This is a genomic window from Microbispora sp. H13382 (genome assembly GCF_014161445.1).
Lineage (GTDB): Bacteria > Actinomycetota > Actinomycetes > Streptosporangiales > Streptosporangiaceae > Microbispora.
In genome coordinates this window covers 112,654-124,898 of sequence record NZ_JABBXA010000010.1, presented here as the reverse complement: position 1 = coordinate 124,898, position 12,245 = coordinate 112,654, and the positions used below count along the sequence as shown (strand labels likewise).

Annotated in this window: 11 protein-coding genes; 6 read left to right on the top strand and 5 right to left on the bottom strand. The window is 73.9% G+C overall.

Going from position 1 to position 12,245, the window contains the following annotated elements; translation table 11 throughout:
• Positions 1-124 precede the first annotated feature (124 nt).
• Entirely contained in the window at positions 125-793 is a 669-nt protein-coding gene (locus HHX41_RS21210) for a TetR/AcrR family transcriptional regulator (protein ID WP_182907382.1), read from the bottom strand.
• 157 nt (positions 794-950) lie between these two features.
• Here HHX41_RS21210 and HHX41_RS21205 point away from each other — a divergent pair, with 157 nt between their 5' ends.
• Positions 951-1,832 (top strand): aldo/keto reductase, encoded by an 882-nt coding sequence (locus tag HHX41_RS21205; protein ID WP_182907381.1) that lies wholly within the window; start codon positions 951-953, stop codon positions 1,830-1,832.
• Here HHX41_RS21205 and HHX41_RS21200 read toward each other — a convergent pair.
• Positions 1,825-2,682, bottom strand: a complete 858-nt coding sequence (locus HHX41_RS21200) for an AraC family transcriptional regulator (RefSeq protein WP_310742106.1) — start codon at positions 2,680-2,682, stop codon at positions 1,825-1,827. The two genes, HHX41_RS21205 and HHX41_RS21200, sit on opposite strands and share 8 nt — an antisense overlap.
• A gap of 100 nt (positions 2,683-2,782) precedes the next feature.
• Between HHX41_RS21200 and HHX41_RS41880 the strand changes: the two genes are divergently transcribed.
• Positions 2,783-4,072, top strand: coding sequence for a glycosyltransferase family 4 protein (locus HHX41_RS41880; protein ID WP_182907380.1), 1,290 nt, complete (start codon positions 2,783-2,785; stop codon positions 4,070-4,072).
• 20 nt (positions 4,073-4,092) lie between these two features.
• On the opposite strand, the gene HHX41_RS21190 is transcribed toward HHX41_RS41880, so the two are convergent.
• From HHX41_RS21190 to HHX41_RS21180, 3 genes are read right to left on the bottom strand one after another with little or no spacing between them, the layout of a single operon-like run.
• Positions 4,093-5,355 carry a cytochrome P450 gene (locus tag HHX41_RS21190; RefSeq protein WP_182907379.1) on the bottom strand — a complete coding sequence of 421 codons (1,263 nt, stop codon included), beginning with the start codon at positions 5,353-5,355 and terminating at the stop codon, positions 4,093-4,095.
• A 1-nt stretch (position 5,356) separates the two neighbouring features.
• On the bottom strand, positions 5,357-5,557 hold the full coding sequence (locus tag HHX41_RS21185; protein WP_182907378.1) for a ferredoxin: 201 nt from the start codon (positions 5,555-5,557) through the stop codon (positions 5,357-5,359).
• Complete coding sequence (locus HHX41_RS21180) at positions 5,554-6,171, bottom strand: TetR/AcrR family transcriptional regulator (RefSeq protein ID WP_169988887.1); 618 nt, start codon at positions 6,169-6,171, stop codon at positions 5,554-5,556. Before HHX41_RS21180 ends, HHX41_RS21185 begins: the two co-directional genes overlap by 4 nt.
• A gap of 114 nt (positions 6,172-6,285) precedes the next feature.
• Between HHX41_RS21180 and HHX41_RS21175 the strand changes: the two genes are divergently transcribed.
• The 4 genes from HHX41_RS21175 (at position 6,286) to HHX41_RS21160 (ending at position 12,144) form a co-directional block, all read left to right on the top strand.
• On the top strand, positions 6,286-7,458 hold the full coding sequence (locus HHX41_RS21175; RefSeq protein ID WP_182907377.1) for a sensor histidine kinase: 1,173 nt from the start codon (positions 6,286-6,288) through the stop codon (positions 7,456-7,458).
• 175 nt (positions 7,459-7,633) lie between these two features.
• Positions 7,634-8,785 carry a glutathione-independent formaldehyde dehydrogenase gene (locus tag HHX41_RS21170; RefSeq protein ID WP_182907376.1) on the top strand — a complete coding sequence of 384 codons (1,152 nt, stop codon included), beginning with the start codon at positions 7,634-7,636 and terminating at the stop codon, positions 8,783-8,785.
• 119 nt (positions 8,786-8,904) lie between these two features.
• Complete coding sequence (locus HHX41_RS21165; RefSeq protein WP_182907375.1) at positions 8,905-9,810, top strand: D-isomer specific 2-hydroxyacid dehydrogenase family protein; 906 nt, start codon at positions 8,905-8,907, stop codon at positions 9,808-9,810.
• 171 nt (positions 9,811-9,981) lie between these two features.
• On the top strand, positions 9,982-12,144 hold the full coding sequence (locus HHX41_RS21160) for an MFS transporter (protein WP_182907374.1): 2,163 nt from the start codon (positions 9,982-9,984) through the stop codon (positions 12,142-12,144).
• Positions 12,145-12,245 lie beyond the last annotated feature (101 nt).

Genomic DNA, 12,245 nt, shown 5'->3' with positions numbered 1-12,245 from the left:
GGCGGCTACCACACGGGCTGCAACAGCTCTCGTGAGCCCGTGGAGGCCCCGAACCGGCTGTCGGCCGCGGGCCTCCGGCTTCCCGAGGATCAGTCTCGGCAGCCTTCCAGGCGAAAGTCTGAGGCTAGATTCGCCCCGGGTCGTGCCGGGCGGAGGCCGCCCGTCGTTCGGCCGCGTCGAGAGCGGGAGCGAGCGCGGCGAGCGCAGCGCGGAGCAGGTCGGGGAGCGATCCGGACGGTACGACGAGCCCGCCGGCGACGGGGGGCGCGGCGGCCGTCCCTCCCACCCACCGGTCGAGCGCGACCCGGACCGCGGCGGCGACGCTCGCCGCGAGCACGCGGGCGGTGTCCCGGCCGGCGTCGCCGAGGCGGCCGGCGATCGCGTCGGTGAGGGGGTGTTCGATCGCGGCGGCGGCATCGACGAACGCCTCGCGCAGCGCGGGACGGGTGGTGATCAACAGCAGCGCGTCGCCGTCCTGTGCGTCGGGGTCGGTGTACTGCTCCACGATCGCGTCGACGACGGCGTCGGCCAGGCGGACGCCGTCCGGGCGGGCGGCGATCGCCGCCGCCACCCGGGACTCGCGTTCGGCGGTGACAGCGGCGACGATCGCCTGTTCACGGCTGGAGAAGTAGTTGTTGTAGGTCCTCGGGGAGACTCCGGCGGCGTCGGCTATGTCGTCGACCCGCACGTTGTCCGGCCCGCGTTCGAGAGCCAGCCGCAACGCCGCCTCGCGCAACGCCTGCCGGGTGGCCTGCTTCTTCTGCTCGCGCAGCCCCGTCCGTCCTGCCGTCACGGTCCTACTGTCGCAGACTGGTTGCGTTCACGCAAACTTGCGTGCGCGCACTTTTTGTATAGTCTGAGGCCCCCGATCCGGCGGGAAGGCCCGCCTGCGATCGGAGTGACGGCATCACGCGGTCCTCGGCCGCGCGTCTCACGACAAGGAGCGAAACATGGGCACCACTGCGGCCGCCGCCGACGGCGACTTCTTCCTGGGCGGCGACCTGCGCGTCAACCGCCTCGGCTTCGGCGCGATGAGGCTCGCCCTCGGCGGCTCCGCGCGCTCCCCCGAGGCAGGCGTCGCGGTGCTGCGCCGCGCCGTGGAACTCGGCGTGAACCACATCGACACCGCGGGCTTCTACGGGTTCGGCGACCTGCACGCGCACGAACTGATCCGGGAGGCGCTGTCGCCCTATCCGGACGACCTGGTGATCGCCACCAAGGTGGGTCCGCTCTTCGCCGGCGACATGTCGCCCGCCGGCCAGGCCGGCCCCGATCGGCTGCGCGCTCTGGTGGAGGACGACCTGCGCCGCCTCGGCCAGGACCGCCTCGATCTGGTCTACCTGCGGGTGGGCGGTATGGGCCCGGCCGGTGGCGAATCGATCGGCGAACGCTTCGCCGCGCTCGCGGAGCTCCGCCGCGAAGGGCTGATCCGGCACCTCGGCGTCAGCAATGTCGACGCCGCCCAACTCGCCGAGGCACGGTCCATCGCCCCGGTCGCCGCGGTGCAGAACCACTTCCACGTCCACCACACGAGCGACTCCGGCGTCCTGGCGACGTGCGAGCGGGAGGGCATCGCCTACGTCCCGTATTTTCCGCTCGGCGGAGGCGGGCAACGGATCGACCACGCTCGTCTCACGAGCGTCGCCGCCCGGCATCGGGCGACCACCGCGCAGGTCGCCCTGGCCTGGCTGCTGGCCGCCTCACCGGTGACACTGCCCATCCCCGGAACCGGCTCGCTCGGCCACCTGACCGAGAACGTCGGCGCCGCCGGTCTCCGCCTCACCGCCGACGACCTCGCCGAGCTGGGCGGACGCGACCCGCAGGTCACATGAGCGCGGCCGTCCATCGGGCCGGCGTGAGACCGTAGGCCCGCTTGAACATGCGCGACATGTGCGCCTGGTCGGCGAAGCCGGCGAGCTGGGCCGCCTCGGCCAGGGGCACGCCGTCGCGCAGCAGACTGCGGGCCCGGTCGAGTTGCCGCATCGTGCGGAAGCGGGTCGGGCTGGTGCCGAACGCGACGCGGAACTGCCGCGCCACCGTCCACCTGTCCAGGCCCGAGACCCGCTCGAGCTCGGCGAGCGTATGCCTGACCGCCGGGTCGTCGGCGATCAGGTCGCGCACGCGGGTCAGCGCCTCCAGCGCCAGCCGGGGCCGCCCGCCCGGCCGCGCTGAGGAGTGGCGCACGAGCGTGCGGACGACCCGCAGCGTGAGCGTCAGCCGTTCGGCGTCGTCCAGCGGCTCGTCGATGTCCCGCAGGCACGCGGCGAGCGCGGGGTCGGCCTCACGCCGCCCGATCACGGGGTCGGCGACGAACGGCAGCGGCCCCCCGCCCAGCGCCTCCTGCACAAGGCAGGGATCGAGGTAGATGATCCGGTAGCCGAACCCCTCGTCGGTGCCCGCCACACCGTCGTGTGGTTCGTCGGGGTGCAGGACGTGCCACTCCCCCGGCAGACAGCGCCGCAGCTCGCCGCGGTAGCGGAACGTCTGCACGCCCCGCAGCGTCATCCCGATCGCGTACGTGTCGTGGCGGTGGGTGGCGAATCCCTCGCCGACGAGCGACGCCTCCAGCCGCTCGATGCCCGCCGCGCCGGAGCCGAACCGCAGCCGATGGCCCGGCCGGGTCCCGCCGTCCGGCAGATGCCGGCGCAGGCCCGCGCCGGCGTCCGGTGACTCGTGCCGCACGCGCCGAGACTACAGCCGTTCGCGGCCGCCGTCGCGGGCCCGCCGGTCGCCGGCCGGGCGCGTGTTGGCCGCGCGCCGCGTGAGGGACTAGGTTCGCGCCGTGCCCACCGACGATCACCCATCCCCCGGCCTCCGGGTGTACGCCGTCTGCTCGGAGGTCCCGCCCGACGTGGTCGGCGGGCTCGGCCGGTACGCCGAGCGGATCATGGACGCCCTGCGTGACGGCGGCACCCCGGTCGTGGTCTTCGGGGCCGCCCGCCGGGGCTCGGCCTGCCGGGCGGAGCGCCGGGGCGACGTCACACTGCACCGGCTGCCCACCCCCGGGTACGGCCTCGGGGGCGGCTCCCGCGTTCCCGCGCCGGTGCGCCGCCTGGCCAGGGTCGCCGGGCTGCTCGCGTTCAACGTGCGGGCGGCCGTCCGGATCCTGCGAGCGGAGGCGGGGCGGACGGGGGCGGTCGTCGCCGTGCACGACTGGATGGGCTGCCTCGCCGGGCTCCTGTGCATGGCGCTGGGGCGGCTGCCGGTCGTGTTCCACGTCCACACCCGCGAGCTGAACGCGCCCGGAGAGCGGCGCCGCTCGGCGTACGCCGTCCTCCTCGATGTGCTGGAGACGGCCCAGGCCCGGACGGCACGTCTGATCGTGGTGCCGAGCGCTCGCATGCGCGACGACCTCGCGGCCCGCGGCTGGCCGGCCGGGCGGCTGCTCGTCGTGCCGCACGGCTACGAGGACCCCGGCCTGCTGCGGCTGGCCGGGCTGCCGGGTCACGAGCGCGACCGGATCCGGGCGGAGGTGCGGCGGCGCTACCTGCCCGGCGGGCAGGGCCGGCTCGTCGTGTTCGCCGGGCGCCCGTCGCCGCACAAGGGGGTGCACACGCTGATCCGGGCGGTGCCACGGGTCGTCGCCGAGCACGATGACGCGCGGTTCGTGCTCGTCGGCGCCGCGGCGCCGCAGACCGACGACGCCGCGGCGGTGGCCCGGCTGATCGAGCGGACGGGGGCGACCGCGCACGTCGTCGCGGGCAACCGCTTCATCCCGCCCGGCGAGGTGTTCGCGCACTTCCTGGCCGCCGACGTCTGCGTCTTCCCGTCCGTCTACGAGCCGTTCGGCCTGGTCGCCGTCGAGGCGATGGCGCTCGCCCGGCCGGTGGTGGCCGGGCCCGGCTACTCGCCGGAGGTCGTCGGCGACGGGGCGCTGCGCTGCGCCCGCGACGACCCCGCCGAGCTGGCCGGCGCTCTGCTGCGCCTCCTCGGCGACGCCGCGGAGGCGGACCGGCTCGCTCTGCGGGGCGCCGCGTACGTGCGGGAGCGCTACAGCTGGGCGCGCACCGCCGCGCGTACCCTGGCGGCGTACGCCGAGGCCGCGCGGCCACGCCGGCAGCTCGCGCGCTGACAGGCCGCGCGGCCGCCCGGTCAGCCGATGCGGACCGGGAGCGTACGCGGGCCCCGCACCTGGCCGGGGGCCCAGGTCACCGCCGAGGGGTCGGCGAGGCCGAACACGGGAACCCGCTCCAGCCAGACCTCCAGCGCGACCCGGAGCTCCATGCGGGCCAGGTGGGAACCCACGCAGCGGTGGATGCCGAGCCCGAACGCCGCGTGCCGGTTGATCTCGCGATCGATGATCACCTCGTCGGCCCGGTCGAACTGGCCGGGGTCGCGGTTGGCGGCGGGGAACGACAGCAGGACCCAGTCGTCGGCCTTCATGTCGACGCCGCGCCAGTGCATGTCCTCCTTGACCAGCCGCGCCATCGTGACCGGGGCGTACGCCCGGAGGAACTCCTCCAGCGCGGTCGGCAGCAGCCCGGGCTCGGCGACCAGGCGCTCCCGGTCGGCCGGGGTCTTCGCCAGGTGCCACAGCGAGGCGCCGATCGCGCTCCACGTCGTGTCGATGCCGGCGATGAGCAGCAGGGCGATCGTGCCCGCGACGTGCGCGGGTTCGAGCTTGCGGCCGTACAGCTCCACGTCGATCAGGTAGGTCGTGAGGTCGTCGCGCGGGTCGGCGACGTGGTTGCGGATCTGGGCGTACAGGTAGTCGAACAGCTCGTCCATGCGCGCCAGCCGCTCCTCCGGCGGCAGGTTGACGCCCTCCAGAGCGCTCTCCACGAACCTGCGGAACCGCGGGCCGTCCTCGGGAGGGAAACCCAGCATGTCGGCGATGACCCGCATGGGGATGTGCTGCGCGTAGTCACGGGCGGCGTCGACGACCTCGGCGCCCTCGAACGAGTCGATCAGCGAGTGGCAGAAGGCGCGTGTCGCCTCCTCCCGCCTCGCCACCTCCTTCTTGGTGAACGCCGGGAGCAGCAGCTTGCGCGCGTCGTGGTGGAAAGGCGGGTCGGAGGAGATCGGCGGCACGGCCCCCACCGGCGCGATCTCCGCCGGCGGCCGGTAGTTGCTCATGATGATCGACCGCGAGGAGAAGCGCTCGGTGTCGTACGCGATCGACGCGATGTCCTCGTACCGCGTCGGCAGCCACCCGCCGCCGAACCTGTCGGTGTGCGCGATCGGGCAGCGCGCCCGCAGGTCGTCCTGGATCGGGTACGGATCGGCGGCCCACTCGGGCTCCAGGTGGGAGAAGTCGCTCGCCCAGTCCGACACCGGACCGGCGATGACCTCGTTGCGCGTGCCGGCGGGCGGCTCCTGCCGGAATTCGCGGGTGAAACGGTCGTCGACGGTCATGTCAGGCCTCCTCGGCGAGGTCGATCGCCCGTTCGGGGCAGTTGGCGGCCGCGACGCGCGCCGCCCGCTCCTCGCCCGGCGGCACGACGCCGTCGCCGAGGACCCGCCCGTAGCCCTCGTCGTCCTCGCCGAACAACTCCGGGGCGAGGTCGTAGCAGCGGCCGTGTCCCTGGCATCGCTGCGGATCGATGGTCACTTTCACCGCGTGCTCCCCTTCGTGGAGTCCGGCCGGATGGGGGCGAGCGCGGCCACCAGGCGGGTGAGCAGCGCGCTCCAGTCCTCCTCGTCGACCGCGTGCTCGTCCGGCGGGACGAGTGCGCTGCCCAGTGCGAGCAGGAGACAGAAATGGGCGATCGCGGCGGGCGACAGCGCGGGGTCCAGTTCGCCGCCGTCCTGGGCGGCGCGCACGAGCCCGGCGAGCCGGTCGGCCCGGTCGCCGACGTAGCCGCGCATCGGCCGGGCGACGTCCTCGTCGCGACGGGCCGCGACCATGGCCTCGACGATGAGGTGACCGCCCGCGTCCCGGCGGCGCTGCAGCCTGCGCCCGACGGCGATCAGCAGGTCCGCGACGGGCCGGTCCGGGTCGGCGGCCAGCAGGTCGGCCAGCAGCCGCGGCCCGTGGGTGCGCAGCGCGGCGACCAGCAGCTCGGCCTTCGAGCCGAAGTGCGCGTAGAGCGCGCCGTTGCTCACGCCGGCGGCGGCGGCGATGTCGGCCACGCGTGTGCCCTCGTACCCGCGCCGGGCGAACACGTCGGCGGCCGCGCGCAGCAGCCTCTCCCGCGTCTCGGCGGCGGTGACACCCGCGATCCGCCCCATGACGGAATTAAATGATTGTTCATTTGATTGCGTCAAGACCGCGTACTCGTCCTGCCGGAGCCCGTCGCGATGCCCGGCGTGACGACCGCCAGGTAAACGACGCAAACTAGCAGAATGTGGAGAAAATGGGGCATAAGGCATCGTGATCGACTCGTCGACGCGGCGCTGGCGGCGGCCGTTCTCGCCTTCACCATCCCCACCACGCTCACCGGCTACAGCTTCTCCCTCTGGGACGGCGCCCCGGGCGGGGTCGAGATCGTCACGGGGATCGTCACCGCGGCGGCCATGCTGGTGCGGCGCCGCACCCCCTGGCCCGCGGTCCTCGCCTCGGCCGCGTGCGCCTGCGTCACCGGGCAGGTCGTGCCGATGATCCTCGCCGTCTACTCGATGACCGCCGAGCACCGGGTGCGCCGGTGGCAGTACGTCGCCCTGGCCCTGACGGTGGTCTACTTCGCCGTCGACTACCGCAACCCCCACACCGACCACTCGGTCTACCTCAACGCCGTGCGCGCGCTGACCCTCATCTACCTGCCCGCGATGGTCGGCACATGGGTGTACGCCTACCGGAGACTCATCCGGGAGCTGCGTCTCGGCGTACGCGAACGCGAGGAGATCGCCGCCTCCGAGGAACGCCGCAAGATCGCCAGGGAGATGCACGACACCGTCACCCACGCGGTCACCGCCATGGTGCTCAACGCCGGCATGGCCCGCGACGCCACCGATCCCGGCGAGGTCGACGAGCTGACGGCGGTCATCGAGGACAAGGGCGTGCAGGCGCTCGACGAGCTGCGGCAGCTGCTCACCGTGCTCCGCCGCGAGAACGGAGACCTCGCCGAGGACACCGAGGCGATCGCCCGGCTGGTCGGCGAGGCGCGGGCGAGCGGGCTCCAGGTCGACCTGCACCTCGACGCTCCCCCGGGGACGCTGCCGAGGCAGGTCTCACACGCGTGCTACCGCCTGGTGCAGGAGGGACTGAGCAACGTACGCAAACACGCGCCGGACTCCCGCGTGCGGGTCAGCTGCGAGGTCAGCGGCGACCAGGTGGCGGTCTCCGTGGTCGACACGCCGGCGCACCCCCGGCCCGGCGGGAGGAAGGTCAGGGCCGCGCCCTCCCTCGGCGGGGGATACGGCCTGGCCGGAATCCGGGAGCGCGTCTGCCTCGCCCAGGGCCGGTTCTTCTCCGGGCCGACCCCCGAGGGCGGCTTCGTGCTCGCCGCCCGCATCCCCCTCCGAGGGGGCCGGGCGGCTGGCCCACCGATCACGGGTCGCACGGACCCTCCCGCGTGACCGGCGCGGCCGGACGCCGGGCGGCCACGCGGGCGCGCCGGTTTCCGCCCCGCCCGGCGGGGTACGGCCTCTCACACCGATACAGCGCACAACGGCCCGGGCCGCCGTCAGCGGGAGGCGGCGCGCCGCGCCTGTCGCACGCGTCTGCCCGTAACGATCGCCTGTGAGGGTAGCCATGAAAGCCGTGGTCTACGAAGGCCCCCGACAGGTCAGCGTCACCACCGTTCCGGACGCCCGGATCGAGCGGCACACCGACGTCCTCGTCCGCGTCACCACGTCCAACATCTGCGGCTCCGACCTGCACATGTACGAGGGCAGGACCAACTTCGAGCCGGGCCGGGTCCTCGGCCACGAGAACCTCGGCGAGGTCGTCGAAGTCGGGGACGCCGTCGACCGGGTCAAGATCGGTGACATGGTGTGCCTGCCGTTCAACATCTCGTGCGGCTTCTGCGCCAACTGCGAGCAGGGCCTGACGGCCTTCTGCCTGACCACCAACCCCACACCCGGCCTGGCCGGCGCCGCGTACGGCTACGCCGACATGGGCCCGTACAACGGCGGCCAGGCCGAGCTGCTGCGCGTGCCGTACGGGGACTTCAACTGCCTCGTCCTGCCGGAGGACGCCTATGAGAGGCAGACCGACTACGTCATGCTGGCCGACGTGTGGCCCACCGGATGGCACGCGACCATGCTCGCCTGCGTCCAGCCGGGCGACACCGTCGTGGTCTACGGCGCGGGCCCGGTCGGCCTGATGGCCGCCTACTCGGCCCTGCTCAGGAACGCGAGCGGCGTGATGGTCATCGACCACCATCCGGACCGGCTGAGCAAGGCCGAGGAGATCGGCGCGATCACGATCGACGACTCCCAGGCATCCCCGGTCGAGCAGGTCCTGGAGCTCACCCAGGGGATGGGCGCCGACCGGGGCTGCGAGTGCGTGGGCTTCCAGGCACACGATCCGAAGGGCGCCGAGCGTCCCAACATGACGCTCAACGACCTGGTCAGATCGGTGAAGTTCACCGGGAACATCGCCGTCGTCGGCCTGTTCGTCCCCCGCGACCCCGGCGGCGGGGACAACCTCTACCAGCGGGGAGAGGTGGCCATCGACTACGGCACCTTCTGGTCGAAGGGCCAGACGATGAGCACCGGCCAGTGCAACGTCAAGAACTACAACCGCCAGCTGTGCTCCCTCATCCACGAGGCCGGCGCCCGGCCGTCGTGGATCGTCTCCCACGAGCTCGACCTCGACGACGCGCCCGAGGCGTACGAGCACTTCGACGCGCGGGAAGCGGGCTGGACCAAGGTGGTCCTGCACCCGAACAAGATCGACTGACGGCGCGGCCCCCCATCGCGGCGAACCGGGCCGGTGATCGGCCGAGGCGGGCGGACCGTAATGTGGGGGGAAAGCCGCGGGCGCGCGGGCGCCCGGCGCGACCAGGAAGGGACGGGCGCGTGCTCACCGTCTGCGTGGCCCCGGCGGACCCGCCGCTGATCGTCGAGTCGGTCCGCGCCGCCGGCGGTGAGGTCGTCGCGGATCCGCGCCGGGCGGAGGCGCTGGTCTGGACCGACTCGCGGCCCGAGGGCGTGCGGGAGTACCTGACGCCGAGCGTGCGCTGGGTCCAGCTGCCCTCCGCGGGCGTCGAACGCTGGACCCGGGAGGGTCTCGTCGACTCCACGCGCGTGTGGTGCTCGGCGGCGGGAGCCTACGCCCCGCAGGTCGCCGAGCACGCCCTCGCCCTGCTGCTGGCCGGGGTGCACCGGCTGCCCGCCGCCGCCCGGAGCCGTACGTGGCGGCGCGACCAGCCGGGGACGCTGCGCGGGAGCACGGTGGCCGTCGTCGGCGCGGGCGGGATCGGCAGGGCCGTCGTCCCCGGGCTGTGCGCCCTCGGGGCGGGCGTCCTCGCGGTCAACCGCTCGGGCAGGCCGGTCGAGGGCGCGGCCGAGACCGTGCCGTTCGAGGGCCTGGCCGCCGTCTGGCCACGGGCCGATCACGTCATCCTGGCCGCGCCCGCCACCTCGCAGACGTACCGGATGGTCGGACGGGACGAGCTGCGCGCCCTGGGCCCGCACGGGTGGTTGGTCAACGTGGCGCGGGGTGAGCTCGTCGACACCGACGCCCTGCTCGCCGCGCTGCGCGCCGGCGAGATCGGCGGCGCGGCCCTCGACGTCACCGACCCGGAGCCGCTGCCGGACGGGCACGGCCTGTGGGCCGAGCCGAACGTGCTGATCACCTCGCACAGCGCCAACCCGCAGACCCGCCTCACCGAAAGCCTCGCCGAGCGGGTGCGCGAGAACGTCGCCCGCTACCTGCGCGGGGAGCCGCTGCTGGGCCTGATCGACCCCGCGCGGGGCTACTGAGGCTGCCGGCCGGACCTGATCGGCATGGGAAACGGCCCCGTCGCCGGATAGGGCGGCCCCGCGTGTGGATGGGCCGGGCGCGTGGCCTCCCGGCTCCCTCGCCGAGCTGGATCGGCCGGGCGGGCCGGAGGCGGTTTGCGTGGACCGGGCGGTCGCGGCGAAGATCACCCGGTGGCATCCCCCCGCCGTGCACGTCTGCGCTTCGCGCTCTTCGCGCTCGCCGCCGTCATCGTCGGCGTCTCCCACCCGCTGATCGAACCGGCTCTGTGGATCGCTGACCGGAGGATCTCGTCGAACCTTCTCAACGTGTTCGACCGGACCGTGGAGCCGGTAGCGATCCTCGTGCTGGCGCTGCCGCTGGGCGTGCTGATCGACCGCGCGCGGCGCCGGTCGGTCCTGGTGGTGTCCGCGCTGCTGGGCGCGGCCCTCACGGCCGTCGCGGCGGCCGGGGCTCTCGGGGCGCCCACCTGGCCGCTTCTCCTCGCCACCATTCCGGCGAGCGGCGTCCTGGCGTCGGTGACGGTGGTCGCCCAGGACGCGTACCTGCCGTCCGTCGTACGGCGTGCGCGCCTGCTTCCGGCCAATGCCCTGCTGACCCTGCTGCCGTGCGTCGTCGTCGTGCCGATGACGCTGACGGGGACCATCTGGCAGGGGCCCGAGTTCCTGTTCGCCGCCGGCCTGGCGCTGGCCGCGGCGGCGGCGCTGTTCCGCGGCGTCTCCGCCGCCGAGAGGCCATCGCCGCCGAGGGCGGGGCTGTGGCGGGAGGCGGCGGAGGGGATCCGGTTCACGGCCCGGCATCCGGCGCTGCGGGCCATCGCCCTCTATCTGCTGCTGTCGTCCTTGCTTTTCGAACTTCGCGACGAGGTGACCGACGAGGCGCGGGCGACGGCGTTCTTCGGCCTGAGCGCGACACCGATCGAGTACCCCTGGCGGCTGGCGATCGCGTCGGCCTACGGCCCTGTCGTCGTCGGGGCGCTGCTGGCGGTGCTGCTGCACCGCAGGCTCGGCGCGTTCCGGCTGGCCTGGTGGGCCCTGCTCGTGAGCGCGCCGTTCACTTTGCTGCTCGCCCTTTCCGGGCCCGGGGCGGAACGAATCTGGTACGTCCTCGGAAGCGGCGTCCCGGCGACCGGCGCGGTGATCGCCACCGTCGCCCTGCTCAGCCACCGGCAGGCCGTCACGCCCAACCGGCTGCTCGGCCGGACGGGCGGCCTGCTGCTCCTGCTCACCACCGTCGCCGGCGAGGCGGGAGAACTCCTGGAGGGGCCCGCGGGGCGGCTGGCCGATCTGGGCGGCGCCGCGCCGCCGGCGCTCGCCACCGCCGCCGCGCTGGCCGCCGCGGTCCCGCTGCTGTGGGCCCGGCGGTCCACGGTGGGCGACGCCGCCGGATCGGATGACGACGACGCGACGGACGACGGCGATCAGACGAGCCCGGACCGGGCCGCCGGCTGGCCGACCTCCGCGATCGCCCGCGCCGTCCGGCGAGCCGGGCCGCCGCTCGCGGTGCTCGCGCTGCCGGCCACGCTGCCGGCCACCGACCTCGCGTACGGCCGCATCACCACCCTCGACCAGTGCGCGCCCCGGTACGGCGACGCGGCGAGGGTGCCGACCGGCGAACGGGCGTTCATCTGCTGGGCGCGATCGGGCGGGCGGTTCGCCACCGTCTCCGACCGAGACCTGCTGGCGTACGGGCGGGCGATGTGTGAGGTCTACCCCGGCCCGCACGCCGACGAGGCGTTGATCGCCCCCATCTGTCCCCCGGCCGCCGCGAGATTCCAGGCGGCGATCGACGCCGAGGAGGCCGAGTATCGGGCGCAGGAGGCCGCCAACCAGAAGGCGTGCGACCGCTCCCGCCACCGGCCGCTGATCAGACCCGTACGCGTCGCCCGCAAGCGGACGTGGACCGACTACGGCGTCCTGGAATCCTTCGAGTACGACGAGAACACGCCGTCGGACCCGTTCGACGACGGCCTGCTGGACACGGCGCAGGACGACGACCTGGTCGCCGCCGTTCCGGGACACCTGATCATCCTCAGTCACTCCGACTACGACATCTGTGTGACCACCGAGACCTACCGTACGAGGCCCCCGGTTGAGGTGAAAGGGTGGCATCGGGTGGTGGAGATCGGCTACCAGAGCCCGGCGGGCCACATCGAGCTCATGGACCCGATGGGAGGAGAGTCCCTGCCGAATCTGGCGTTCCGCGGCAAGGGCCATTATCGGATCCGCGTCCACTACCGGCAGCCGGACTGGGAGGCGGGAACACCCCAGCACCTTCTGATCATGGTGTTCCCCGGTGAGGGCGACCGCGTGGTCGAGCACCACCGCTCACGATGACGTCTACCGGACCGCGCCCCGGCCCGGTCCGGCCCGGTCCGGCCCGCGGGCACGGGTGCCGCCGCGGACGGGTTCACCAGCCCGATCGTCCGGGGGGCGTG

What these genes read in the sequence shown, in the direction of transcription:
- HHX41_RS21205 (WP_182907381.1), top strand. Translation starts at nt 951, where the DNA reads ATGGGCACCACTGCGGCCGCCGCCGACGGCGACTTCTTCCTGGGCGGC.
- HHX41_RS21190 (WP_182907379.1), bottom strand. Translation starts at nt 5,355, where the DNA reads ATGACCGTCGACGACCGTTTCACCCGCGAATTCCGGCAGGAGCCGCCC.
- HHX41_RS21180 (WP_169988887.1), bottom strand. Translation starts at nt 6,171, where the DNA reads ATGGGGCGGATCGCGGGTGTCACCGCCGCCGAGACGCGGGAGAGGCTG.
- HHX41_RS21175 (WP_182907377.1), top strand. Translation starts at nt 6,286, where the DNA reads ATGTGGAGAAAATGGGGCATAAGGCATCGTGATCGACTCGTCGACGCG.
- HHX41_RS21170 (WP_182907376.1), top strand. Translation starts at nt 7,634, where the DNA reads ATGAAAGCCGTGGTCTACGAAGGCCCCCGACAGGTCAGCGTCACCACC.